General features: G+C 71.1%; 21 protein-coding genes. 7 read left to right on the forward strand and 14 right to left on the reverse strand.

Annotation, left to right across the window (positions count from 1 at the left end; genetic code table 11):
* Positions 1-18 precede the first annotated feature (18 nt).
* Both ACIRJP_RS24755 and ACIRJP_RS24760 read left to right on the forward strand, forming a co-directional pair.
* Positions 19-1401: an L-serine ammonia-lyase gene (locus ACIRJP_RS24755; protein ID WP_404178022.1), complete on the forward strand. Its 1383-nt coding sequence runs from the start codon at positions 19-21 to the stop codon at positions 1399-1401.
* 184 nt (positions 1402-1585) lie between these two features.
* The gene (locus tag ACIRJP_RS24760; protein WP_404178024.1) at positions 1586-3088 is read left to right on the forward strand and encodes a SulP family inorganic anion transporter; all 1503 of its coding nucleotides are present in this window, start codon (positions 1586-1588) and stop codon (positions 3086-3088) included.
* Positions 3089-3142: 54 nt separating this feature from the next.
* Here the strand turns inward: ACIRJP_RS24760 and ACIRJP_RS24765 are convergent, their stop codons facing one another.
* Positions 3143-4438, reverse strand: a complete 1296-nt coding sequence (locus ACIRJP_RS24765; protein ID WP_404178027.1) for a cytochrome P450 — start codon at positions 4436-4438, stop codon at positions 3143-3145.
* A gap of 886 nt (positions 4439-5324) precedes the next feature.
* Between ACIRJP_RS24765 and ACIRJP_RS24770 the strand changes: the two genes are divergently transcribed.
* Complete coding sequence (locus tag ACIRJP_RS24770; protein ID WP_404178287.1) at positions 5325-6302, forward strand: terpene synthase family protein; 978 nt, start codon at positions 5325-5327, stop codon at positions 6300-6302.
* Positions 6303-6372: 70 nt separating this feature from the next.
* On the opposite strand, the gene ACIRJP_RS24775 is transcribed toward ACIRJP_RS24770, so the two are convergent.
* A complete protein-coding gene (locus tag ACIRJP_RS24775) occupies positions 6373-7662 on the reverse strand; it encodes a PucR family transcriptional regulator (RefSeq protein WP_404178030.1) in 1290 nt (429 codons plus the stop codon).
* Between the two features lie 174 nt (positions 7663-7836).
* On the opposite strand from ACIRJP_RS24775, the gene ACIRJP_RS24780 reads away from it, so the two are divergent.
* Both ACIRJP_RS24780 and ACIRJP_RS24785 read left to right on the forward strand, forming a co-directional pair.
* Positions 7837-9336: a long-chain fatty acid--CoA ligase gene (locus ACIRJP_RS24780; protein ID WP_404178033.1), complete on the forward strand. Its 1500-nt coding sequence runs from the start codon at positions 7837-7839 to the stop codon at positions 9334-9336.
* 103 nt (positions 9337-9439) lie between these two features.
* Complete coding sequence (locus ACIRJP_RS24785; protein WP_404178036.1) at positions 9440-10927, forward strand: carboxylesterase/lipase family protein; 1488 nt, start codon at positions 9440-9442, stop codon at positions 10925-10927.
* Positions 10928-10968: 41 nt separating this feature from the next.
* Here the strand turns inward: ACIRJP_RS24785 and ACIRJP_RS24790 are convergent, their stop codons facing one another.
* On the reverse strand, positions 10969-11184 hold the full coding sequence (locus ACIRJP_RS24790; protein ID WP_266729590.1) for an EF-hand domain-containing protein: 216 nt from the start codon (positions 11182-11184) through the stop codon (positions 10969-10971).
* Positions 11185-11350: 166 nt separating this feature from the next.
* On the opposite strand from ACIRJP_RS24790, the gene ACIRJP_RS24795 reads away from it, so the two are divergent.
* Positions 11351-11989, forward strand: a complete 639-nt coding sequence (locus tag ACIRJP_RS24795; protein WP_404178039.1) for a GNAT family N-acetyltransferase — start codon at positions 11351-11353, stop codon at positions 11987-11989.
* 12 nt (positions 11990-12001) lie between these two features.
* On the opposite strand, the gene ACIRJP_RS24800 is transcribed toward ACIRJP_RS24795, so the two are convergent.
* The 7 genes from ACIRJP_RS24800 to ACIRJP_RS24830 form a co-directional block, all read right to left on the reverse strand.
* A complete protein-coding gene (locus tag ACIRJP_RS24800) occupies positions 12002-12619 on the reverse strand; it encodes an ADP-ribosyltransferase (RefSeq protein ID WP_404178290.1) in 618 nt (205 codons plus the stop codon).
* Positions 12620-12709: 90 nt separating this feature from the next.
* Positions 12710-13888, reverse strand: coding sequence for a hypothetical protein (locus tag ACIRJP_RS24805; RefSeq protein WP_404178042.1), 1179 nt, complete (start codon positions 13886-13888; stop codon positions 12710-12712).
* Entirely contained in the window at positions 13888-14706 is an 819-nt protein-coding gene (locus ACIRJP_RS24810; protein WP_404178045.1) for a polysaccharide deacetylase family protein, read from the reverse strand. Before ACIRJP_RS24810 ends, ACIRJP_RS24805 begins: the two co-directional genes overlap by 1 nt.
* 376 nt (positions 14707-15082) lie before the next feature.
* Positions 15083-15598, reverse strand: coding sequence for an ATP-binding protein (locus ACIRJP_RS24815; protein ID WP_404178293.1), 516 nt, complete (start codon positions 15596-15598; stop codon positions 15083-15085).
* 252 nt (positions 15599-15850) lie between these two features.
* Positions 15851-16618: an enoyl-CoA hydratase/isomerase family protein gene (locus ACIRJP_RS24820; protein WP_404178048.1), complete on the reverse strand. Its 768-nt coding sequence runs from the start codon at positions 16616-16618 to the stop codon at positions 15851-15853.
* An 87-nt stretch (positions 16619-16705) separates the two neighbouring features.
* Positions 16706-17950 carry an Ig-like domain-containing protein gene (locus tag ACIRJP_RS24825; RefSeq protein ID WP_404178051.1) on the reverse strand — a complete coding sequence of 415 codons (1245 nt, stop codon included), beginning with the start codon at positions 17948-17950 and terminating at the stop codon, positions 16706-16708.
* 213 nt (positions 17951-18163) lie between these two features.
* The gene (locus ACIRJP_RS24830; protein ID WP_404178054.1) at positions 18164-19390 is read right to left on the reverse strand and encodes an Ig-like domain-containing protein; all 1227 of its coding nucleotides are present in this window, start codon (positions 19388-19390) and stop codon (positions 18164-18166) included.
* A 153-nt stretch (positions 19391-19543) separates the two neighbouring features.
* Between ACIRJP_RS24830 and glgX the strand changes: the two genes are divergently transcribed.
* Positions 19544-21754: a glycogen debranching protein GlgX gene (gene glgX / locus ACIRJP_RS24835; RefSeq protein ID WP_404178057.1), complete on the forward strand. Its 2211-nt coding sequence runs from the start codon at positions 19544-19546 to the stop codon at positions 21752-21754.
* Positions 21755-21797: 43 nt separating this feature from the next.
* Here the strand turns inward: glgX and ACIRJP_RS24840 are convergent, their stop codons facing one another.
* From ACIRJP_RS24840 to ACIRJP_RS24855, 4 genes are read right to left on the reverse strand one after another with little or no spacing between them, the layout of a single operon-like run.
* Entirely contained in the window at positions 21798-22445 is a 648-nt protein-coding gene (locus ACIRJP_RS24840; protein ID WP_404178060.1) for a response regulator, read from the reverse strand.
* A gap of 19 nt (positions 22446-22464) precedes the next feature.
* Complete coding sequence (locus ACIRJP_RS24845; protein ID WP_404178063.1) at positions 22465-23754, reverse strand: sensor histidine kinase; 1290 nt, start codon at positions 23752-23754, stop codon at positions 22465-22467.
* 31 nt (positions 23755-23785) lie between these two features.
* Positions 23786-24583 carry an ABC transporter permease gene (locus ACIRJP_RS24850; protein ID WP_404178066.1) on the reverse strand — a complete coding sequence of 266 codons (798 nt, stop codon included), beginning with the start codon at positions 24581-24583 and terminating at the stop codon, positions 23786-23788.
* A 1-nt stretch (position 24584) separates the two neighbouring features.
* Positions 24585-25487, reverse strand: a complete 903-nt coding sequence (locus ACIRJP_RS24855; RefSeq protein ID WP_404178069.1) for an ABC transporter ATP-binding protein — start codon at positions 25485-25487, stop codon at positions 24585-24587.
* Positions 25488-25607: the final 120 nt, after the last annotated feature.

Here is a 25607-nt window from a genome sequence, read left to right on the forward strand (position 1 = left end):
AACCCCTGAGGAGTCACCGTGGCCATCTCGGTCTTCGACCTGTTCTCGATCGGCATCGGCCCGTCCAGCTCCCATACGGTCGGCCCGATGCGCGCCGCCCGGATGTTCGCGCGCCGGCTGAAGAACGAGGGCCTGATCGCCCACACCGCCTCGATACGCGCCGAGCTGTACGGATCCCTCGGAGCGACGGGTCACGGCCACGGCACCCCCAAGGCCGTCCTGCTCGGCCTGGAGGGCGAGTCGCCGCGCACCGTCGACGTGGAGTCCGCCGACGAGCGGGTCGAGCAGATCCGCACCACCGGCCGGATCAACCTCCTCGGCATGCACGAGATCGACTTCGACTTCGACGAGCAGCTGATCCTGCACCGCCGCAAGGCCCTCCCGTACCACGCGAACGGCATGACGGTCCTCGCTTTCGACCGCGAGGGCGAGCTGCTGCTGGAGAAGACGTACTACTCGGTCGGCGGCGGCTTCGTCGTGGACGAGGACGCGGTCGGCGAGGACCGGATCGTGCTGGACGACACCGTTCTCAAGCACCCCTTCCGCACCGGCGACGAGCTGCTGCGCCTCGCCCACGACACCGGGCTGTCCATCTCCTCGCTGATGCTGGAGAACGAGCGGGCCTGGCGCACCGAGGACGAGATCCGCTCGGGCCTGCTGGACATCTGGCGCGTCATGCAGGCCTGTGTCTCGCGCGGCATGTCCCGCGAGGGCATCCTGCCCGGCGGCCTCAAGGTCCGCCGCCGCGCCGCGAACACAGCCCGCCAGCTGCGGGCCGAGGGCGACCCGCAGGCCCACGCGATGGAGTGGATCACCCTCTACGCGATGGCGGTCAATGAGGAGAACGCGGCGGGCGGCCGGGTCGTCACCGCCCCCACCAACGGCGCCGCGGGCATCATCCCGGCCGTCCTGCACTACTACATGAACTTCGCGGCCGGCGGCGCCACCGAGGCCGAGAAGGAGGACAGCGTCGTCCGCTTCCTCCTCGCGGCCGGGGCCATCGGCATGCTCTTCAAGGAGAACGCCTCCATCTCCGGCGCCGAGGTCGGCTGCCAGGGCGAGGTCGGCTCCGCCTGCTCCATGGCCGCGGGCGCCCTCGCCGAGGTCCTGGGCGGCACCCCCGAACAGGTCGAGAACGCAGCCGAGATCGGCATGGAACACAACCTGGGCCTGACCTGCGACCCGGTCGGCGGTCTCGTCCAGATCCCGTGCATCGAGCGCAACGGCATGGCGGCGGTCAAGGCGGTCACGGCGGCGAAGATGGCGCTGCGCGGCGACGGCAGCCACAAGGTCTCCCTCGACAAGGTCATCAAGACCATGAAGGAGACGGGCGCGGACATGAGCGTGAAGTACAAGGAGACGGCGCGCGGCGGGCTCGCGGTGAACATCATCGAGTGCTGAGCGGGTAGACCCCCGGTCTCCGGGACGGAGCCCAGCGGTCCGTGCGGTGGAGCCGGGAGGCTTCGCCCGTCGGGCGGCGTCAGGTGTGCGGGTAGAGTAGCCCGCTGCTCGCTCGCGGGCGTCGCAGGTGACGCCCCGGCCTCCTGTGCCTCGCCGCACGCCCCGCACGACAGGTTTCCCGCTCTTGCCCTCCTCCGTACCGTCCCCGGCCGCGCGCCTGCGCCGCTTCCGCCCTTCCTGGCCGTCCCCGAAGGGGTTCCGCACCGAGCTGCTGGCCGGCCTCGTGGTCGGGCTGGCGCTGATCCCCGAGGCGATCTCCTTCTCGGTGATCGTCGGGGTGGATCCGGCGATCGGGCTGTTCACCTCGTTCACCATGGCGGTGGTCATCTCCGTCGTCGGCGGACGCCCCGCGATGATCTCCGCCGCCACCGGCGCGGTCGCCCTGGTGCTCGCACCCCTCAACCGTCAGCACGGGTTCGGTTACCTGGTCGCCGCGGTCATCCTGGGCGGTGTGTTCCAGATGGCCCTGGGTGCGCTGGGCGTCGCGAAGCTGCTGCGGTTCGTGCCGCGCAGTGTGATGGTCGGCTTCGTCAACTCCCTCGCCATCCTGGTCTTCATGGCCCAGATCCCCGAGCTGCACGACGTGCCCTGGGCGGTCTACCCGCTGATCGCCGGCGGCCTCCTGCTGCTGGTGCTCTTCCCCAGGGTGACCAGGGCGGTCCCGGCGCCGCTGGTCACCGTCGTCGCCCTCACGGTCATCACCGTCGCCGCCCAGATCGCCGTCCCGACCGTGGGCGACCGGGGCGAGCTGCCCTCCGCGCTGCCGGTGCCCGGCCTGCCCGATGTGCCGTTCACGGTGGACACCCTGACGACCGTGGCGCCCTACGCGCTCGCCATGGCGCTGGTGGGGCTGATGGAGTCCCTGATGACCGCCAAGCTGGTCGACGACATCACCGACACCCGCTCCAGCAAGACCCGCGAGTCCATCGGCCAGGGCATCGCCAACATCGTCACCGGCTTCTTCGGCGGCATGGGCGGCTGCGCCGTGATCGGCCAGACGATGATCAACGTGAAGGTGTCCGGCGCCCGCACCCGGCTGTCGACCTTCTTCGCGGGCACCTTCCTGATGGTCCTGTGCATCGTCCTCGGGCCCGTTGTCTCCCGCATTCCCATGGCCGCGCTCGTCGCCGTCATGGTGATGGTGTCCGTCGCGGCCTTCGACTGGCACTCCGTCGCGCCGAAGACGCTGAGACGGATGCCGGCCGGGGAGACCCTCGTCATGGTCGTGACCGTGGCCTGCGTGGTCGTCACCCACAACCTGGCCGTCGGCGTCGTGGCCGGCACGGTCATCGCCATGGTGATCTTCGCCAGGCGGGTCGCCCGCCTGGCCGACGTCACGACGGCCGTCGACCCCGGGGGCGACCGGATCGTCTACTTTGTGACCGGCGAACTCTTCTTCGCCTCCGCCAACGACCTGGTCACCCGGTTCGATTACGTCGCCGACCCCGGCCGGGTCGTCATCGACCTGTCCGCCGCCCACATCTGGGACGCCTCCTCGGTCGCCGCGCTGGACGCCATCACCGGGAAGTACGAGCAGCGCGGCAAGACCGTCGAGATCATCGGCCTGAACGAGCCGAGTGCCGAGATGCACAGGACCCTCAGCGGCGAACTCACCGGCAGCCACTGACCCCGGGCGCCACGGCGCCGGACCGGCCCCGCGGCACAACCCGGTACGAGCGCCTCAGCGCAGGTGCACCGGCAGCGATTCGATGCCGTACACGATGGAGAGCTTGCGGAAGGCCAGGTCCTGGGGCGGGACGGCGAGCCGCATCCGGGGAAACCGCCGGGCCAGGGCCGGGTAGGCCGTGCGCAGTTCGGTGCGGGCCAGTTCGGCGCCGATGCAGCGGTGGATGCCGTGGCCGAAGGCGAGGTGACCGCCGCCCGCGGGAGTACGGTGCGGGTCGAAGCGCCCGTCGTCGCTGACGTACCCGGCATCGCGGTTGGCGGCGCTGAGCGAGCAGAGCACCATGTCGCCCTGCGGAATGACCACCCCGCCTATCTCTATGTCCCTGCGGGCGAACCGGGGAAAGGCTATCTGCACCGCCGAGAGATAACGCAGCACCTCCTCGACGAAGGGGGCGGTCATGGCGTCGTCGTGACGTATTCGTTCCAGGACGTCCGGGTTCTGCAGCAGCACCAGGGAGCCCAGGGCGATGGTGCTGGCGGTCGTCTCGAACCCGCCGGTGAGCACACCGTCGGCCAGACCCGCGAGTTCCTCGTCGTCGACGTTGTCGCCGTGCTCCCGCACGATCATACCGAGCAGCCCGTCGCCCGGCTTCTCGCGCTGTGCCTTGACGACGTCCCTGAAGTACGCCAGCGACTCCGACATCGCGCCGAAGGGCGCGGTCGTGCCGGCGAAGAGGTCGAAGCGGTCCATGGCGAGCTGCTGGAAGTCGTCGCGGTCCTCGTACGGCACGCCCAGCAGTTCGCAGATGGTGAGGGAGGGAATGGGCAGCGCGAACTCCTGCACCAGGTCGACCGGGCCCGTGGCGGCCTCCATCGCGTCGAGGCGCTCCTCGACGATGGCGTCGATCCTGGGGCCCAGCCGCCGCAGCCGGCGCATCGTGAACTCCGGGGTCAGGATGCGGCGCAGGCGGGTGTGGACCGGCGGATCGTTGAACCCGAGCCCGCCGGGGCTCTGTTCGGCGGCCACTCCGGCGTTCGTCGCGAGGTGGGCGAAGTCGGTGCTGAATCCGTCGGCCGAGCCGAGGACGGCCTTCGACTCCTCATAACCGCTGACCACCCAGGCGTCCATGCCGAACGGCAGCGAGACCTTGTGCACCGGCCGCTTCGCCCGGGTCCTGGCCAGTTTGTCCACCGGGTCGAGGCCGTCCCTGCGCAGCATCATCAACAGGTCGTCGGGCAGCAGCCGGACCGTGGATGACCCGATCCCGTACTTCTGGATCCTGGACAGGTAACTGCGCCCGATCCGGGCGGTGATACGAGAGCGGAACGTCGTAGTCAATCTGCACTCCATGAGTCGTCGCGCGGTCCGCACACACACGGTGCGGACGTGAAAACAGCTGTGCAGCAGGCGCGGATGTGGATCGTGGCCGGCGGCGACACGGCTTGTGCCAAACGGCATTCTGTCTCAGAGCGTGAGCAAGCGGCGCCCCCCACGGCATCGGATCCGGCCTGCGGGGGCCGATGAGCGGCGACTGTGATCGTGCGCACACAGTGCAGGGACTGGACCCGAAGTGGTGACCACCGTGCCCGTGCGGTGATCGAGCGGCTGCGTGCCGTCGGCCGGAGCGACGACTCCGCGGCGTACGAGCAAGCGGATTCGCGTGCTCTGCTGACCGTCGGACCTGTCCGGCCGGCAGGACTTCGAGCGGCTGATGCGGCCCCTGAAGGGCTCCTGAGCGGGACGGAACAGCAGGGAAACCACCCGGCGGCGCGGCGGGGCGTGAAATCGCCTGCGCGACTGCCTGCGCGGGCGCCTCCGGGCGCGTCCGGGCCGCCGACCGGAGATCACCACAACGAGTCACCGACTGCTCAGAGATGTTCAATCGTTTCTGACGATCAAGCAGTTTCGGTCACAAATAGCTTCCCTCTTTCACCCACAGACGGTTGACTGGGGGTTACACATGGTGATGCCGCCGTCCTGCACCACGGGCGATTGCCACCGCGGGCCCACGGGTCCGGCCCCGATGCCCGACCCCCGGCGGAGGAGAGTGAGCAGGAATGACTGCCTCGTCTCGCACGGTGAGCCTCTGGCCAGAGTCGGTGGGCGGGGGCGGCCCGTACCCCGACGCGTACCCGGCGCCGACACATGAGTCCGGCCGGTTACCCGTTCGTATCGCTCATCCGAACCGCTTCGACGAGGGGCACCAATGAGCCAGATTGCGCTGCCAGCGTTTCATATGCCGTTCCAGAGCACCGGATGCAATCCAGGCATCGAGGAGACCAGGGAGGCAGCGTGGGAATGGGCCGAATCCAATGACCTCGGACTCTCCCCGGTGGCCCGGAAGAAGATGATCCGGACCAGGCCCGAGCTCTGGATCTCCCTCATCTTCCCGGCCGCGTCGCAACAGCATCTCGATCTCTTCTGCCAGTGGCTCTTCTGGGCCTTCCTCGTCGACGACGAGTTCGACGACGGGCCCGCCGGACGTGACCCGCGCATGTGCGAGGCGGCGATCGACCGGCTGGTCACCGTGCTCGACGGCGGCCCGCCGCGCGGCGCCATGGAGCGCGCGCTCGTGGGGCTGCGGACCCGGACGTACCGGGACCGGTCGGCGCGCTGGATCCGGCAGTTCCGGCGGGACACGGTCGCCTGGCTGTGGACCTACTACGCCGAGGCCGTGGAGCGGGCGGCCGGGCAGGCGCCGTCCCGGACCGAATTCGTGAAGCACCGCCGGGATTCGGTGGCCATGCAGCCCTTCCTGGACCTCCATGAGATCACCGCCGGGATCGACCTCCCGGAATCGGCCCGGAGCCTTCCCGCGTACATCGCGCTGCGCAACGCGGTCACCGATCACTCGGGGCTCTGCAACGACATCTGCTCCTTCGAGAAGGAGGCGCTGCTCGGGTACGAACACAACGCGGTGCGCCTCATCCAGCGCGATCGCGGCTGCACACTCCAGGAGGCGGTCGACGAGGCCGGGGCGCAGCTCGCCGGGATCGCGCAGCGGGTGCAGCGGGCCGAGAAGGAGCTGATCGAGGAGATCGAGGCGGCCGGCATCCAGGGCCCCACCCGGCTCGCGCTGGAGCGGTGCCTACGGGACTACCGGGGGCTGGTCCGGGGCGACTTCGACTACCACGCCCGCGCGGAGCGCTACACCCGCCCCGACCTCGTCGAGGTCGACGAACGGGAGTCCCTGTCCGAGCACTTCGCGGCCTGACCCGACGCCGATATGTGCGGGAGCCGCCGACCGGGGGCCGGCAACGGCCTCCGGTCCTGCGCGGCGCCGCTCACGCCCCGGCCCGCCCCAAGTCGCTTTCACCCGTCGCCTGTTCGTAGTCGCCGGCCAGCAGCTCAAGCGCCCGCAGGGCCAGCGCCCACCCCAGCCTCACCTCGCCCGACTCGGCCGAGGCGCCGGTGAGTTCGGCGATCCGGCCGATCCGGTTGAGGACCGTGTTGCGGTGGCAGTAGAGCAGCTCGGCCGCCCGCGCCGCCGAGCAGCCGTGGTCGAGCCAGACCCGGAGCGTGCCGAGCAGCACGTCGCGTTCGGCCGCCATGTCCAGTACGCCGCCCAGCCACGTGGTCACGAGGCGCTCGGCGATCTCCGGCCGGCCGACCAGGAGCACCTCCGCGAGCCGGTCGTCGAAGGCCGCCGCCTCACCGCTTTTGGCGGGCAGCGTGCGCAGCGCGTGCTCGGCCAGCCGCAGCGCCCGCCCCGCCCTGGCCAGCCGGTCGAACTCCGGTGACACCCCCGCGGTGGCACCGGTGCGGTGGCGCAGCAGGTCGAGCAGGACACCGTAATCCCCCGTGGCCGCCAGCCGCACGATTCCCGCGTACCGGCCCGACCGGGGCCGCCAGAAGGACCAGATGCCGTGCTCGTCGAGGACGGGTGCCGGGTTGGGCGGCGCGGCCGGGTCCTGGGCGGCGACGACGATGACGTACCTGTCGTGGACCGGCACGCCCAGCGCGGCGGCGGCCGCCGCCGCGACCGCCGGATCGTCGCCGCGCCCGTCGAGCAGGGCCTCGAAGAGGGCGACGCGGCGGGTGTCCTGCCTGCCCTGCATCTCCAACTGGGTGAGCCGGTACGACTCGGCCATGACCAGCGAGTAGCGGTCGATGGTCTCCCACACGGCGCCCGCCATGTCCAGCTCGGTGTCCCGGTCGCCCGCGACCGGCCCCGCGGCGTCCGGTGTCCCGCGCGTCGCCCGCAGATGTTCGGCCATCATCTGCCACATCACCCGGCCGCCGCGCCGGTAGGCCTGGAGCACGGTGTCCAGCGGTACGCCCTGCTCCGCGCGCCGCCGCCCCGTCTCGCGCGCCGCGTGCTCGCCCTCGCCCGCGCTGGACAACAGCCCGCCGAAGTCCTCCAGCGCGCGCAGCAGGTTGTCGCGGCAGATCCCCCGCAGATCGTCCCGGCTGACGGGCGAGCCGGAGGCGTACGTACCGCTGTGCGCGTGGATGTCGTCGACGACCCGCCGGGTCAGTTCGTCGATCCCCGGCAGGAGGGCGACGGCCAGGGCGCGGCGCAGCTCACCGTCGTCGCCGGTACGCGGGGCTGGGGCACGCGGGTTCTGCGCCATGCCCCGAAGATTAACGCCCACGTTATGCGGATGCCTCGCCATGTGTCTCTCTGTGTGGCTGCTGCCCAGGTGGGCGGTGCACATGGTGGGCAACTGCACATTGTGCGGAGCCGGGGCTACGGCCGATTCTGAGCGGGAAGAGCCGTGTGAACGCCATGTTTCCTGGAGCGTGTCATGTTTCTCAGCGTCGCCATCGTCCTGCGCGAGTCGGCCCGCAAGCATCCCGACCGCGTGGCCGTGGTCGATTCGGGCACCCGGATCACCTACCGCGAGCTGTGGGACGGGTCGCTGCGCTGCGCGGGCGCACTGCGGGCCTCGGGGGTCCGGCCGGGCGACCGGGTCGCGGTGCTGCTGCCCAACTCGGCGGACTTCCTGTACGCGTACTTCGGCGCGCTGGCCGCCGGGGCGACGGTGGTGCCGGTGCACGGGCTGCTGGTGGCCGAGGAGGTGGCGTACGTGCTGCGGCACAGCGGCTCCGTCGTGCTGATCGGCGGCGGTCCGATGTGGCCGGTCGCCGAGGAGGGAGCACGCGCCGCGGGGGTCAGGGCCGTGCACGGCGTGCCGGAGGGCGGCGACCCGCTGAGCGCAGCGGAGCCGGCGGCCCCGGAGGACACCGCGGTGATTCTCTACACCAGCGGCACGACCGGGCGGCCCAAGGGGGCGTTGCTCACCCACCTCAACATCGTGCTGAACGCCTCCGTGATCGCCCATGACCTGCTGCGGCTGGACTTCGACGACGTGGTCCTCGGGTGTCTTCCGCTGTTCCACACCTACGGGCAGACCTGTGCGATGAACGCGACGCTGCGCGCCGGGGCGACGCTCGTGCTCATGCCTCGCTTCAGCGGCGCGGGCGCGCTGGAGCTGCTGGCCGCCGAAGGCGTGAGCGTCTTCATGGGCGTACCGACGATGTACCACGCCCTCGTGGAGGCGGCGGCGCAGGACGACGCGACGCACCGTCCCACCCTGCGCGCGGCCGTCTCGGGCGGCGCGGCCCTCCCCGTCGCCGTGCTCGAACGCTTCGAGGAGACCTTCGCGACGCAGGTCCTGGAGGGCTACGGGCTGACCGAGACCTCCCCCGTCGCCACCTTCAACCAGCCGGAGATCGGCCGCCGCCCCGGCACGGTCGGCCACCCGGTGTGGGGCGTGGAGATCGGGGTGGCGGACGCGGCGGTGGAGGAGGCCGTGGTGCTGCTCGCGGACGGCGAGGTCGGCGAGGTCGTGGTGCGCGGCCACAACGTGTTCGCCGGGTATCTCGACGATCCGGCGGCGACGGCCAGGGCGGTCGTCGACGGCTGGTTCCGCACCGGGGATCTCGGGGTCCGGGACGAGGACGGCTTCCTGAGCATCGTCGACCGGAAGAAGGACCTGGTCATCCGGGGCGGCTTCAACATCTATCCGCGTGAGGTCGAGGAGGTGCTGGTCCGCCATCCGGCGGTCTCCGAGGTCGCGGTGATCGGTGTGCCCGACGAGGCGCGCGGCGAGGAGATCTGTGCGGTCGTCGTACTGCGGGCCGGGGCGGAGGCGGTGACGGAGCAGGAGCTGATCGCCTGGTCCAGGGAGCGGCTCGGGCGGCACAAGTACCCGCGCGTCGTGCGGTTCACCGGGGCGCTGCCGCTGGGCCCGACCGGCAAGGTGCTCAAGCGAGCCCTGACTGCGGCTCCTCCCTCCTCCTGACCCCGCCCGCCACGGCGGCGGAGCCGGTCCGGGTCGACGCGGCCCCGGACTGGGTACACATCGGTCACCGGTCCCCGATCGCACCGCAGAAGGGCTGAACCACATGTCTGCCGTACCCACTCCGATACCCGGGACGTCGCCCCGGGTCAGCACGGTCCACGGGGCGGTGCGCGGCACGCTGGAGCAGGGTGTCGCCGTCTTCCGCGGCATCCCGTACGCCGCCGCGCCGGTCGGCGCCCTGCGCTTTCGGGCACCCGAGCCGCCCGAGCCGTGGGAAAGGGTGCGGGACGCGGTGGAGTTCGGGCCGACCGCGCCCAAGCGGCCGTACGACCCGCCGCTGGACCGGCTGCTGCCCGACCCCGACGTACCGGGCGACAACTGCCTCAACCTCAATGTGTGGACGCCGTCCCCGGCCGCCGCCGGGCTGCCCGTCATCGTCTGGATCCACGGCGGTTCACTGCTGCACGGCTCGTCGGCGGTGCCGCTGTACGACGGCACCGCGTTCGCCCGGGACGGCGTGGTCCTGGTGTCGGTCAACTACCGGCTCGGCGTGGAGGGGTTCGGAGTGTTCCCGGACGCGCCCGCCAACCGGGGGCTGCTCGACCAGATCGCGGCCCTGACCTGGGTGCGGGAGAACATCGCGGCGTTCGGCGGCGATCCGGAGCTGGTCACGGTGTGCGGCGAGTCGGCGGGGGCGATCAGCATCGGCGCCCTGCTGGCCGCCCCTCGGGCCAGGGGCCTGTTCCGGCGGGCCGTGCTGCAGAGCGGTGCGCCGACCGCGCTGCCGCTCGGCGCGGGCGCCCGGCGCACCACGGAGCTGATCGCCGAGCGGCTCGGGGTGGCGGCGACGGCCGGGGCGCTGGCCGCGGTGGATCCGGCCGCGCTGCTGGCCGCGCAGACCGAGGTGACGGCCGGCGGTTCGCCGCTGACCGGCGGGAATTCCTTCCAGATCGTGGTGGACGGCGATCTGCTGCCCCGCGATCCGCTCGAAGCGCTGCTGGACGGCGCCGCGTCCGGTGTCGATCTGCTGCTGGGCTCGAACAGCGAGGAGTACCGGCTCTGGTTCGTACCCAGCGGTCTGACGGAGCGGCTGTCCGCGTTCAAGCTCAGGCTGGCCCTGCTGAAGTTCAAGGTGCCGGGCGCCACGACGCGTACGTACCGGGCGAACCGGCCGGGTGCCACGCCGGGTGAGCTGCTCGGGGCGCTCGCCACCGATCTGCTGCTGCGGGTCCCGCTGAACCGGGTGGCCGACGCCCGTGCGGACGGGCCGGGAAGCACCCATGTCTACGAATTCGGCTGGCCGTCCCCGGTGCTGCGGCTGGGCGCCTGTCACGCGCTGGAGATCGGCTTCGTCTTCGACACGCTGGACAAGCCCGACGCGGTGGCGCTGGCCGGTCCGGACGCCCCGCAGGAGCTGGCCGACGCGATGCACGCGGCGTGGGTGGCGTTCGCCGCGTCCGGCGACCCCGGCTGGCCGGCCTGGGACGCCTCGCGCCCGGTGATGGGCTTCGGCCCCGGCAGGCCCGCCGTGGTGCGGGCCCCGCGCGACGAGGAGCTGCGCGGCTGGGCTCCGTACCGCGAGAGCGCCTGAACGGCGGCCCCCGGCCGGGGAGGCCGGGGGTCCTTCAGGACTCAGTCCTTGTTCTGGGCCGCCCAGAACTCCTCGAACGTGAGCAGCCCGTCGCTGTTGGCGTCGTGCGAGTTGATGACGGCCTGGGCCACCGTCTCGGTGACGTAGGGGTCGCCGAGCTGCGCCATCACGCTCTTGTACTCGACGGCCGAGATCAGCCCGTCGCCGTTCAGATCGAACCGCTCGAATGCCTTGCGCGCCGACTCTATGTCCGCCACGGTTTCGCCCCTTCGTAATCCCTGATCAATGCCTGGCCAATGCCTGACCGACGGGGGTCAGATTAACGGTCGTGACCGATGGCGTTCGCGGCGGCCGGTAGTCGATCATGAGTGGGGGAAGTCCGCCGCCCGGCGGACCACGGACCGGACGGGGAACGGGACACCGATGGATGACGCGCTGGCACGGATTCTGACGGCCTCGGCGCACGGGCGGTTTCCCCCGCCGGACGGTTCGACGACCGTGGTGCGGCAGCCCTCGGCCCGGGACGCCGGGGTGCTGGCGTTCACCGCGCACTCGGTGGTCTTCACCGACGAGGACCCCGAGTGGGTGCGGGCCGTGCTGGCCGCTACCCCCGGCGACGAGCTCGCCGCGACGATGAACCCGCACTTCCTGAACGCGCTGCTGGCCCGGACCGGCCGGCACATGAACACCGTCGATCTGCTGACGGTCGCCCCCGCGCTGCCCGGCGAACCGGAGATCGAGCTGCGGGAGATCGAGGACCCGGAGCATCCACGGGTGGCGCGGGCGATGCGGTACCGCGACGAGGTGCGGGTCTGGTCCGCCGACGGCGGTGTGGTGATCCTCGGCCGGGGCGTCGCGGGCCGCTGGGAGACCGCGATCGAGGTGGCCGAGGAGGCGCGCGGCCGGCGGCTGGGCGAGCGGCTCGCGCGGGCGGCCCGGCAGCTGGTGCCGGACGCGGTGGTGTGGGCCCAGCAGTCGCCGGGGAACGCCCGCAGTGTGCGGACGTTCCAGGCTGCGGGCTACCGGCCGGTGGGCTCGGAGGCCCTGTTCGTCATGGGGTGACTGTTCGCCGGATCAGCTGCGCCACGGCTTGTAGTGCGGGTTGTCGACGCACTCGTTCATGACCTCGGTCTTGGTCGCCCGGTCGATCGGGCACGCCCCGACGATGAACTCCCGGTCGACGCCGCCGGGGAAGGCGACCTCCACCTGGTCGGCGTACTTGTGGGTGTCGCCGATCGTCCTGTTCACGTCGATGCCGCCGGGAGCGTCGATGTAGTAGTTGAACTCGCTCTTCCACTTCTTGTACAGGTCGTGGTCGTAAGTGGTGGAGACGAACGGCGACGGCTGGTTGACCAGGACGTACTTCTCCACGTCGTACTGGCCGTAGTCGATGTCCCTGGCGTGGAAGCCCTCGTCGAAGATGGTCGCCGGGCCCCGGCCGTCCGCCCGGTAGAGCTGGCGGCAGTCGACCCGCCACGAGGGCTGCGGGGTGATCCGGTCGAGGTCCACCGGGTCGGCGGCGGCGAAGAGGTGGTCGGCGACGGCCGGGCAGCCGCCGGGCTTGAGCGTGGCGACAGGGGCGGCGGCCGGAGCGACCGCGGGGGCGGCCTCCGTCGCGGCGGCCGGAACGAGCACGGCGGAGAGGGAGAGAACGGCGAGTGCGGCCCGGCGCCGCAGACGAGAAGTGATCATCATGATGGTCACTGTCGCGGCGGCATGGCGCCGGGCCATGGAGTGTCATCCGAAGGCGAGCGTGTCAGGCGCGGTGTTGACGTCGGGACATCAGCGGAAGACGCCGGTGTGGCCGAGCGAGTAGCGGCCCGGCTGCGGGTAGACGGCAAGTCCGTGCGGGCCGCTGCCCACCGGGATACGGGCCAGCTGCTTGCCGGTGGTGGTGTCGATCGCGTACACCTCGGCGTCGTAACGGCCGCTCAGCCAGAGGACCTTGCCGTCCGCCGAGACCCCGCCCATGTCGGGGCTGCCGCCGCCGGGCAGCCGCCACTTCGTCGCCAGCTTGCGCTTGGCGAAGTCGAAGACGGAGATGGTGCCCTCGCCGCGGTTGGAGATGTACATCTGTTTGGAGTCGCGGCTGACGTAGAGGCCGTGGGTGCCCTTGCCGGTGTGCAGCAGTTTCGGGGTGGTGAACTTCTTCCCGTCCAGGATCCAGATCCCGTCGGCGACCATGTCCGCGATGTAGAACGTCCCGCCGTCCGGCGACAGTTTCACGTCCTGCGGCATCGCGCCGCCGAACGGCAGCTTCTGCTGCCCGATGACCTTCATCTTCGCGGTGTCGACCTTGAGGAGTTCGCCGGAGAACTCGCAGGAGACGATGAAGTACCGGCCGTCGGTGGAGAAGTCGGCGTGGTTGACGCCCGCGCAGTCGACCGGGACGGTCTTGGCCGTCTTCATGGTGTGGGCATCGCGGAAGACCAGCTGACGGTCCATCGAGGCCATCACCACGGCGTACTTGCCGTCCGGGGTGAAGTAGAGGTTGTACGGGTCGGAGACCGGCACCGTGGGGCCGGTCTTCCCGGTGGCCGGGTCGATGGCGGTGAGGCTGTCGCCGATGTCGTTGTTGACCCAGAGGGTCTTCAGGTCCCACGAGGGGACGACGTGCTGCGGCTGGCGGCCGACCTTGATGGTCTTGATGACCTTGTACGTCGCGGGGTCGATCACGGACACGGTGTCGGAGTTGGTGTTGGGGACGTACACCCGGGACGGAAAGTCCTTGACGACCGGGGACAGTTCTCCCCGGTCGGCCGAGTAGACGTCCTTCGCGTCGAGCACCGGGGGCATCCCGGGGAGCCCCGGCGGTGCGGCGCGGTCGGCCTCGGCGGGCCGGGCCGCCTCGCTGCCGACGGCCTGGACGTTCGCCTTCTCGGCGGAGGTGCCGCAGCCGGTGAGTACGGCCAGCAGGACGCCCCCGAGCAGGGCCGCGGTGTGCTTGGTGGAGGGAGACATCAGGTCAGCAGCTCCGTGGTCGTCACCGCGCGCAGTCGGCGGCGGTCGATTTCGGTGAGGAGGAGGGGCAGCGCGGCGACCGTGTCCGCGTAGCCGAAGTGCAGGCTCACCACCGATCCGTTGCGGATCTCCCCGGCCACCTTGCGGGTGACGGCCGCGGCGCCGGGAGAGGTGAAGTCGAGGGAGTCCACGTCGTACGAGAGGACGTGCGGGTAGCCCGCCCTGGCGGCCAGCCGCCGGACGAGCGGTGTGGCGTTCCGGGCGCGCGAGGGGCGGAACCACGTGCCGATGGAGCCGGTGAGCCTGCGCAGCCGCCGGGCGCAGTCGTTGATCTCCGCGTACGCCTCGGCCTCGCCCATCGAGGAGATGTCGGTGTGGTGCTGGGTGTGGTTGCCGAGTTCGTGGCCGCCGTCGAGGATGCGCCGGGGCATGTCGGGGTGTTCGTCGAGCCAGCTGCCGACGGCGAGGACGGTGACCCGGGCGTGGGCCCGTTCGGCCTCGGCGAGCACGGTGCGGGCGGTGGCGGGGTCGCCCTGGCCGTGGAAGGTGAGGGCGACGCGGGCGCGGTCGCGGGGGCCGTGGTCGATCTGGACCGGCTGTCCGGGGAAGCGGTGCGGTCCGGGGGCGGGATTCGGGGACGGAGGCCGGGTGGTCGCGTCGGCCGGGTTGTTCGGTCTCACCGTGTTCGTGACGGCCCCGGCCGGTGTGCCGGCGGCATCGCGGTCCGCGCATCCGGCGGCGAGGACACCGGCGAGGGCGGCCCCTGCTCCCGCGCGCAGGGCGCCGCGGCGGTGCACCGGAGTGTCGGAGACGTTCATGTGCAGACACAGTAGGGGCGAAATGAGATGGAAATAACAATTTAGACATATGGGCGAACCGAATGAATCACTCACTCAATCCCATAAATATTCACACTTTTACAGGCAAGTGACCCATCACACCTGCGATTCACCCAGAGAATGTCCCACTATCACCGTAGATGCATCGATTGCACCTTTGGCGGGGAGGTCGCCCGTCTGCCATAGTCGGTCACACGACCGCATGACCCGAGCCAGGTCGTCACAAGCGGCCGCGAACACACCCCCCATTTCGCGGCCCCCACACAGCAGCCCCCGAAGCGCCTCACCACGGCGGACGGGGGCTGCTGTGGTTTCCGGGCACGGGCGGGCACGGGTACGGGCCCGCCGACCGGGATCAGCGATCGGAGATCCGCATCTCGAACCACGTGGTCTTGCCGCGCGGCAGCAGATCCACACCCCAGCGGTCGGAGAGCTTGTCGACGAGGAAGAGGCCCCGCCCGCTGACATCCATCGGCTGAACGGGCATCAGGCAGGGCAGTCCGCGCGAGGGGTCGCGCACCTCGACCCTGATCCAGCCGCGGCGGCGCATCATCCGCAGCCCGAAGACCCGGGCGCCGGTGTGCCGCACCGCGTTGCCGACGAGCTCCGAGACGAGCAGCACGGCGTACTCGGCGGTCTGCGGGGAGAGCGCCCACTGACGCAGCACCACGCACGAGGTGAGCCGCCGGGCGGTGGCCGCGGACTCCGGACGGGAGGGCAGGCGGACTTCGCCCTCCGTCGGATTCCCGAACAACTCCAGTGTCTTGAACGCCTGTTCGTCCTCCACGGTCGGCATCCACCGCGCCCCTGTCGCACTGCTGTGCGGTCGCGGCTGTTCCACACCCTCCAGGCCCGCCATGGACACCATCATGGCCGCAAGACGGGCGCGCCGGGGCCGTTCCGAAGGAATCAGCACCCCGGAACCCACCGCTCCATGAAGGCGGATAGGCATATGCCAGTGGCAGAACGCGAGCCGCTGCAACCCCTCTGACCTGCACGGACATGCCCTCTGACCGCGTTCTGAGGGCACATCGGATTGGCCGGGCCTCAAGGTTGCCTTGAGGCCCGGCCAATCCGCCCGCACGGATGAACGCGCGTCAGTCCGTGCCCAACTGGCGTTCGGTCAGAGGAATTTGGCCTTGCCCGGACCCTCTTCGACGAAGCTGCGCATTCCGCGCTCCCGGTCCTCGGTGGCGAACAGTCCGGCGAACCAGTTCCGCTCGATCGTGAGCCCGGTGTCGATGTCCGTCTCCAGGCCGGCGTCGATGGATTCCTTGGCGGCGCGCAGCGCCAGAGCCGGCCCCTTGGCCAGCACGGCGGCCCAGGCGTGCGCCTGCTCGTACACCTCGGCGGCGGGCACCACCCGGTCCACCAGACCGATCGCCAGGGCCTCTTCGGCCCGCACGTGGCGGCCGGTGAAGATCAGGTCCTTGGCCCGGGAGGGGCCGATCAGCCGGGCCAGGCGCTGGGTGCCGCCCGCGCCCGGGATCAGCCCGAGCAGGATCTCGGGCTGGCCGAGCTTGGCGTTGTCGCCGGCGATGCGGAAGTCGGCGCAGAGCGCCAGCTCGCAGCCGCCGCCCAGCGCATATCCGGTGACGGCGGCGACGACGGGCTTGGGGACCCGGGCCACCGCGGTGAACGAGTCCTGCAGCGCCTTGGACCGTACGACCATCGCCGCATGGTCCATCGCCTGCATCTCCTTGATGTCCGCGCCCGCCGCGAACACCTTCTCGCCGCCGTAGAGGACCACGGCGCGCACGTCGTCGCGGCGGGTCGCCTCCTCGGCGAGTTCACGCAGCCGGTCCTGGGTGGCGACGTCCAGGGCGTTCATGGGCGGGCGGTCCAGCAGGATCGTGCCGACGCCGTCGCGTACTTCGAGGTTTGCGGTCATGGGGGCAGGTTAACCGTCGCTAACGACGGCGGGCCCGGTGCTGTTGGTCACAGCACCGGGCCCGCTCCGTACGACCTGCTCGAAGGACTACTTGGTCCACTCCGACCAGGACATGTTCCAGCCGTTGAGGCCGTTGTCCGGCTGGATCGTCTTGTCGTGCGAGTTCTTCACGACCACTACGTCACCGATGAGGGAGTTGTCGAAGAACCAGGCCGCCGAGGTCTTCTTGGACCAGGCGCCGCGCACGTCCTGCAGGCCGACGCAGCCGTGGCTGGTGTTGGTCGAGCCGAAGATGCCGGAGTTGCCCCAGTAGTTGCCGTGGATGAAGGTGCCCGAGGTGGACAGACGCATCGCGTGCGGCACGTCCTTGATGTCGTACTCGCCGCCGAAGCCGACGGTGTCACCGTTCATCCGGGTCACCTTGAGCTTCTCGCTGATGACCATCTGACCGTTGTACGTGGTGGTCGCCGGGGCGCCCGCCGAGATCGGGATGTCCTTGATCTGCTGGTCGTCACGGACGACCTTCATCCGGTGGGTGCTCGCGTCGACCGTGCTGACCTGCTTGCGGCCGATGGTGAAGGAGACCGTCTTGGTCTGCTTGCCGTAGACACCGGGGCGGCCCTCGACGCCGTCGAGGTTGAGCTTCACGGTCACCTTGGTGCCCGCGGCCCAGTAGTCCTCGGGACGGAAGTCGAGCCGGTCGTTGCCGAACCAGTGGCCCTCGACCGGGACGGACGGCTCGGCCGTCACCTTGATCGCCTTCTCGACCGCCTCCGGGTCGGTGATGCCGCGGGTGAAGTGGATCGAGACGGGCATCCCGACGCCGACCGTGGAACCGTCCTCCGGGGTGTACTGCCCGATGAAGGTGTTCTGCGGGACCAGCGTGGTGAAGCTGGTGTCCTTCGCCGACTCACGGCCCTTGGAGTCCTTGGCGACCGCGTGGACCTTGTACTTGGTCGCGGCGGCCAGGTGCTGATCCGGGGCCCAGCTGGCGCCGTCGGCCGCGATCTTCCCCTCGACCTCGGCGCCCTTGGGGTCGGAGACCTTGACCGTGGTCAGCTTCCCCTGGTCGGCCGAGACCTTCAGCACGCCGCTCGTCGCGACGGAGTCCGCGCCGTCCTTCGGTGCGACGGTCACCACGGCCTGCGAGGCCGAGGTGTCCTCGGCCTTCCCCGCGCCGCCGCCCTTGCCGCCGGCGTCGTCTCCCCCGCCGCACGCCGTCACCAGCAACAACAGCGCACCCAGAACCAGAGCCAGCGGTCCGGTGGATCCTCGCCCGCCCCGTACGCCGTTCGCCCCGGCCGATGTCCCCGATATCGGCTGCCCGTTCAATGTGGTTGTCTCCCCTCACACGGCCTGGCCCCGCCAAGGCCCCCGGGAGCCCGAAGGCTCCCTCCCCCGCGCGCTGCACATGCACGCTCAGCGAAAGATAATCACACCGAGCGTGGGGAAATGATCCCCCGGATGTCACCGTTCAGTCCCAAGTTGTCCCGGGGCTTTGCCGGGTGGCGCGGGAGGAGGCCGGGCAGGGCGGGCCGACGGGGGTCAGCGGAGGGCGGAGCCGGCCTTCCACCCGGCCCAGTCCAGGTTCCAGCCACTGAGCCCGTTGTCCGGCGCGACCTGTTTGTCCTTGGAGTTGACGACCTCGACCACATCGCCGATGAGCGTCCGGTCGTAGAACCAGCCGGCCGGGGTGTCGCTGCCGCCGCCCTGTACGTCGAGGAGCCCGACACAGCCGTGGCTGACGTTCTGAGAGCCGAAGACGTCCTCGTCCGACCAGTAGTTGCCGTGCAGGAAGGTGCCGGAAGCGGTGAGCCGGATGGCGTGCGGGACATCCTTGATGTCGTACTCGCCGCCGAAGCCGACCGTGCGGCCGTTCATCCGGGTCACTTCGTGCATCTCGCTGACCACCATCTTCCCGTTGTACGTGGTCGTCTTCCCCGCGGCACCCGCCGTGATCGCAATGGTGGTGGCGGCCTCGCCCTCGCGGCGCACCTCCATGGTGTGCGCGGCCGCGTCGACCAGGGACGTCTGGGAGCGGCCGATCTCGAAGACGACCTTCTTGTCCTGGGTGCCGTACACGTGCGGCGCGCCCTCCACGTCGCGCAGCGCCATCTCGACGGTCACCTCGGTGCCCGGCTTCCAGTAGGCGGCGGGGCGGAAGTCGAGCCGGCTCTCGCCGAACCAGTGCCCCGCCACCTCGACCGGTGGAACGGCCGTCACCTTGATGGCCCTCTGGACGGCCGCGCGGTTGGTGACCGGCCGGTTGAAGTCGAAGGAGACGATCATCCCGGTGCCGACCGTGGAGCGGTTCTCCGGCTTGAAGTAGCCGATGAAGCGGTGCTCGGGCACGACCGTGGTGAAGGTGGTGTGGCGGGCCGAGCGGTGCCCCGAGCCGTCCACGGCCACCGCGTCCATGCTGTACTTGGCGGCAAGCCTGAGCCGGCCCGCCCCGCTCGCGGGCGCCCAGGACCGGCCGTCGTCCGCGATCCGGCCGGGCACCTTCTGGCGCTGCGCGTCCTCGATCCGGGTCACCGCCACGCTTTCCAGCCGGCCGTCGGAGACCTTCACCCCGATCCGGTCGTCCGGGCCGATGTTCTTCGCCCCGTCCCGCGGGGTGACCTGGATCACGTCCGGTGGCGGGCCCGCGTCCCCGCTGAAGATCGATCCGACGCCGGTGCAGCCGGTCAGTACGGCCAGCACGACGAGCAGCCCTGCCCATGTCGCCGCGGTGGCCGGGTTCGCCACCGCCCTCTTCGCTACGTGGTTCACGCCCGCCCAACGACAGGGGCCGGTCGGGGGAAACGTGAGTGCGGGCGTCCGGGTGGGCAGAAACAGAGGGAGGACCACACTCGGGGAGCCGCGGCCGGGACGCCGTGCGCTCCCTTTCGGTGCCGGTCCGCACGAGCCGCGGGAGGCGAGCAGGTGTCGAGCGCAGCCGAGCAGGAGGCAGTACGGGAGCCGGGTGCGGCAGCCGCCCGGGGGCGGCCGCCCGCCGTGTGGCCCGGCGCCCCGACACCGCTCGGGGCCCGGTTCCGGGTGGGCCCCGACGGGATCGCGGGCACCAACTTCGCGCTGTGGGCGGGCGGTTCGGAGGCGGTCGAGCTCTGCCTCTTCGACGAGGACGGGGCCGAGCGGCGGCTCGCGCTGACCGAGCTGACCCATGAGATCCGGCACGGCTTCGTACCGGGAGTGCGGCCGGGGCAGCGCTACGGCTACCGGGTGCACGGCCGCTGGGACCCCTGGACCGGGGCCCGCTGGAACCCGGCCAAGCTGCTCCTCGATCCGTACGCACGGGCGGTGGACGGCGCGTTCACCCTTCCGGCCGAGGTGTACGGCCATGTGAGGGACTGGCCGCAGCAGCAGGTCGCCGACACCGTCCGCGACGAACGGGACTCCGCCCCGCACGTCCCCAAGGGCGTCGTGGTCCATGACGACGACGACTGGGCCGAGGACCGCAGGCCCAAGACCCCGTGGGCGGACTTGGTCATCTACGAACTGCACGTACGCGGCTTCACCAAGCTGCACCCCCAGATCCCCGAGGAGCTGCGGGGCACGTACGCCGGCCTCGCCCATCCGGCGGCCGTCGGACACCTCCAGCGGCTCGGGGTGACGGCGGTGGAACTGCTGCCGGTGCATCAGTTCGCCCACGAGGACCATCTGCTGAGGCGCGGGCTGCACAACTACTGGGGCTACAACTCCATCGGCTACTTCGCCCCGCACGCCGGCTACTCGGCGAGCGGCACCGCGGGCCAGCAGGTCGGCGAGTTCAAGCGGATGGTGCGGGCGCTGCACGACGCGGGGATCGAGGTGATCCTCGACGTGGTCTACAACCACACCGCGGAGGCGGGCGAGCTCGGTCCGATGCTGTCGCTGCGCGGCATCGACAACCGGGGCTACTACCGTCTCCAGCCCGATGCCCGCAGGTACGCGGACTACACCGGCTGCGGCAACACCCTGCACGTGGTCCAGCCGCAGGTGCTGCGGCTGATCACGGACTCGCTGCGCTACTGGGTGACGGAGATGGGCGTCGACGGCTTCCGCTTCGACCTCGCGGCCGCGCTGGCCCGCTCCATGCACGACGTCGACATGCTCTCGCCGTTCCTCGCGGTGATCGCCCAGGACCCGGTGCTGCGCCGGGTGAAGCTGATCGCCGAGCCGTGGGACGTCGGCAACGGTGGCTACCAGGTGGGCGCCTTCCCGCCGCTGTGGACCGAGTGGAACGACCGCTACCGGGACGCCGTGCGGGACTTCTGGCGCGGCGCGCTGCCCGACGTGCGCGACCTCGGCTACCGGCTGACCGGGTCCAGCGACCTCTACGCGTGGGGCGGCCGGCGCCCCTACGCCTCGGTCAACTTCGTCACCGCGCACGACGGCTTCACCCTGCGCGACCTGGTGAGCTACGAGCAGAAGCACAACGAGGGCAACGGCGAGGGCAACCGGGACGGTACCGACGACAACCGGGCCTGGAACTGCGGCGCCGAGGGCGAGAGCGAGGACGCCGGGATCAACGCGCTGCGCCGCCGCCAGCTGCGCAACCTGCTGACCACGCTGCTGCTGTCGACGGGCGTGCCGATGCTGGTCGCGGGCGACGAGATGGGCCGTACGCAGGGCGGCAACAACAACGCGTACTGCCAGGACAACGAGATCGGCTGGCTGGACTGGTCACTGCTCGAACAGCCCGGCTGGCGGGCGCTGACCGAGCTGACGGCCCGGGTGCTGCGGCTGCGCCGCACCCATCCGGTGCTGCGCCGCCGGGCCTTCTTCTCCGGGCTGCCGCAGGCGGCGGACGGGCTGCGGGACCTGGCGTGGTTCACGGCGGGGGGTACGGAGATGACGGAGGCGGACTGGTACGCGCCGGCCGCCACGGTCGGCCTCTACCTCTCCGGGCGCGACATCCCCGGCCGGGACGCGCGGGGCGAGCAGATCACGGACGACAGCTTCCTGGCGGTCCTGCACGCCGGCCACCGCCCGTGCGGCTTCCGACTCCCCGGGCCGCCGTGGGCGCGGAGCTACGAGCTGGTCCTGGACACGTCGCGGGAGGACCAGGCCACGGCTCCCGGCACCGTCCACCCGGGCGACGGGACGCTGACCGTGCCGGCCAGGTCGGTGCAGCTGCTGCGCGTCAGGGAGTGAGTGGAGTGTGCGGTGTGAGCGGGCGCCGGGGCCGGGGCCGGGGTCAGCCGAGGATGCCCCGGTCGTAGCCGATCGCGACGGCGGCGGCCCGGTCCTTGGCGCCCAGTTTGGCGAAGACATGGGTGAGATGGGTCTTCACGGTGGCCTCGCTGATGAACAGCTCGGCGGCGATCTCCCGGTTCGACGTGCCCTTCGCGACGAGTTCGAGCACCTCGCGCTCGCGGCCCGACAGCGCCTCGCTGCCCGCCGCCGGGGTGCGCACCCGTGAGATGAGCCGGGAGGCGACGGCGGGCGAGAGCACGGTGCGGCCGTCGGCGGCGGCGCGGACGGCGGTGAACAGCTCGTCGCGGGGCGCGTCCTTGAGCAGATAACCGGTCGCGCCCGCCTCGATCGCGGGCAGGGTGTCGGTGTCGGTGTCGTACGTGGTGAGGACCAGCACCTTGGACCGGGCGCCGCGCCGGGCCAGTTCGGCAATGGCGGCGACTCCGCCGCCGCCCGGCATCCGCAGGTCCATCAGGACGACGTCGGGGTCCAGCCGGATCGCCAGCTCGACCCCCTCGACCCCGTTCGACGCCTCCCCGAGGACGTCGAAATCCGGGGCCGAGTCGAACATGCCGCGCAGACCGTCCCGTACGACGGGGTGGTCGTCGACGACGACGAGGGTGATGACACGTGCGGATTCCTGAGCCATGGCAGGACAACCGTACTGGTCATCGGCTGTGCCGGACCAGGGGCACCCGGGCACTGACGGCCGTGCCCCGGCCCGGCTCCGTCTCCACCTCGACCGTGCCCGCGATGCGTTCGGCTCGGGCCCGCATGCCGCCGAGCCCGAAGCCGCCCGCACCGCAGGCCGGCGGCAGGGCGGCCGGGTCGAAGCCGCAGCCGTCGTCCCGTACGTCCAGGGTGAGTTCGTCCCCCATGAACGACAGCGTGACTCCGGCCCGGGAGGCCCCGGCGTGGCGGCCGACATTGGCGAGGGCCTCCCCGGCGATCCGCAGGAGGGTGGCGGCTATCTCGTCGTGGACCGGCTCGACGGTGCCGGTGACGGTGAAATCGGCCCGGACCCCGTGGCGTTCGGACCACTCGGTGACCGTGCGCTTCAGCGCGCCCGGCAGGTCGTCGTGTTCCAGCGCGGCGGGGACCAGGTCGTGGACCGAGCGGCGGGCCTCGCCGAGGCTGTGCCGGGCGAGGGCGGCGGCGCGGTCCACGTGCACCCGGGCCTGCGCCGGGTCGGCGTCGCCGATCGAGGTCACCACCTGGAGCTGGGCGATGATGCCGGTCAGGCCCTGGGCCAGGGTGTCGTGGATCTCGGCGGCGAGCCGGCGGCGCTCGTCGGCGACGCCCGCCTCGCGGGCCTGGACCAGGAGCTGGGCGTGCAGCCCGGCGTTCTCCGCCATGGCCTGTTCGAGCCGGGCGTTGGCCGACTCCAGTTCGGTGATGGTGTCGACCTGGGTGCGGGCGTGGTCGGCCTCTCGGTCGCCGATCCTGGCGAAGACCATGGTGAGGGTGCCGTGCAGGCCGAACAGGGCGGCGAAGGCGAACCAGTTCATCAGGGAGGCCGGCGGCAGGCCGCTGCCGCACTGCGCGCCCGCCATGATGGCGGCGGTGACCAGCAGCGCGGGGCGGACGGCCCGGCGCGGGAGCAGCCGGCCGGTGTCGAAGTATCCGAGGATCGCGAACACCGAGTAGAAGGGGTTGCACCAGGTCAGTGCGAAGGCGAGCGCGGTGCGGGCGACGAAGTAGCACTGAGCCGCCCGCGACCTGGGCGGCCTGGTCGGCCCGACCCGCCCCCACCAGAGCTGGAGGACCAGGGCCGCCGGCACCAGCGCCGCCGTGGTGTACACGTCCGCGCGGTCCATGATGAACGGGGCGCTCACGGCCGCGACAACGGTGCTCAGGCCGAGGAACCCGTAGGGCCCGTACCTGAAGAACCGCTCCCACCCCAGCTCGGCACTGGTCACATCGTTTTGGTGCGCCGTCGCCGTGTCCCACGCCTTCATGGGTGCAGTCTCCCCGTATCCGGCGCGACGGTCACTCCCACCGGAACAGACGGGTCGCGAGGAAGGTCACCAGCGCGGTCCACAGCACCATCACACCGAGCTGGGTCAGACCGGGCCAGCTGCCGGACACCGCCCGGTCCAGCGCCTCGGACGCCGCTCCGAACGGGGTGAACCGGACGATGTTCCGGAGGGTGTCCGGCATGCTCTGCACCGGGATCCAGACACCGGCGGTGAACATCATCAGGACGTTCACCGCGGCACCGATGCCGGCGGACGCCTTGAGCGTGCGGGAGAGGGCGCAGAGCAGTGCGCCGAGGGTCAGCACGCTCGCCGTCGACAGCAGCAGCGCCAGGACGTAGCCGACGGGCTGTCCGGGCAGCGCGACGCCGAAGGCGACCCGGCCGACGGCCATCGCCAGTGCGGCGGAGCCGAGGGCGGCGGCGCCGTGCAGGGCGATCTGCGCGGTGAGCAGCGCGGAGGGGCGTACCGGAGTGGTGGACATCCGGCGCAGGATGCCGCGTTCGCGATAGCCGGTGAGGACGGGCGGCATGGCCTGCAGCCCGGACATGATCATGGCGAGCAGTACCGCCACCGGTACGTACAGATCGATGACGCGCCGGCCTCCGAGCGCGTCGTCGTGGGCCCGGAAGGAGGGGATCAGGCCGAGGACCGTCATGAGCGCGGTCGGGAAGACGAGGATCCAGAACAGGGCGGCGGGTTCGCGGAGGAAGAGCCGGGTCTCGGACCTGAGCACCGCCTTGCGCGCGGATGCGGAGGCGGGGGCGGATGTCGTGGTGGCCGTGGCCGTGGCCGAGTTCGGCGTGGTCATCTCAGGCCGCCTGTTCTGTGAGGTCGAGGAAGGCGTCGTCGAGCGTCGCCTCCGAGACGCGGAGCCGGTGTGCGGTGATGCTGTGCCGGGCCAGCAGGGAGATCACGGCGTTGACCGTCTCGTCGGTGCCGCTGATGACGACCCGGTCGTCCTCACGCTCCACGGAGACCGCGCCGGGCAATTGCTCCAGCTCCGTGTCGGTGAGCGGCCGGGACGGGGTGAAGGAGATGACCGTGGAGCCGGCGGAGCTGCCGATCAGGCCGGAGGGGGTGTCGAGGGCGACGACCTTCCCCTTGTCGATGACGGCGATCCGGTCGCAGAGCTGCCTGGCCTCCTCCATGAAGTGGGTGACCAGCAGGACGGTGACGCCGCTGTCGCGTACGTCCTCGATGAGCTTCCAGGTGTCCCGGCGGGCCCGTGGGTCCAGGCCGGTGGTCAGCTCGTCGAGCACCACCACGCGCGGGTTGCCGACCAGGGCGAGCGCGATGGACAGCCGCTGCTTCTGACCGCCGGACAGCTTGGCGAAGCGGGTGCCGTCCACGGTGTGCAGGCCCAGCCGTTCGGCGAGCTCCCGCCAGTCGACGGGGTCCGGGTAGAAGGCGCTGTACAGCTCCAGCGCCTCGGCCACGGTGAGTTTGGGCTGGAGCTCGCTCTCCTGGAGCTGGGCGCCGAGCAGGCCGGTGAGCCGGTCGTGGTCGGCGACGGGGTCGAGTCCGGCGACGCGGATCGTGCCGCCGTCGGGGACCCGCAGCCCCTCGACGCACTCGACGGTGGTGGTCTTGCCCGCGCCGTTGGGGCCGAGGATCCCGAAGATCTCCCCCTCCTCGACGGCGAAGCTCACTGAGTCGACCACGGTGCGCCCGGCGTACGCCTTCCGCACCCCGTTCACTTCGATGATTGCCATGGACACGAGCATCGGGCGCGGGGGCCCGGCGCACCATCGTCCATCGCGCTCGAAGAGGCATCAGCCGATCGGTTGATACGGACTACGACCTGCGCTCCCGCAGCCCATGGGACGTACGTC

It is taken from the genome of Streptomyces sp. NPDC102437 (assembly GCF_044765565.1).
Taxonomy (GTDB): Bacteria; Actinomycetota; Actinomycetes; order Streptomycetales; family Streptomycetaceae; genus Streptomyces.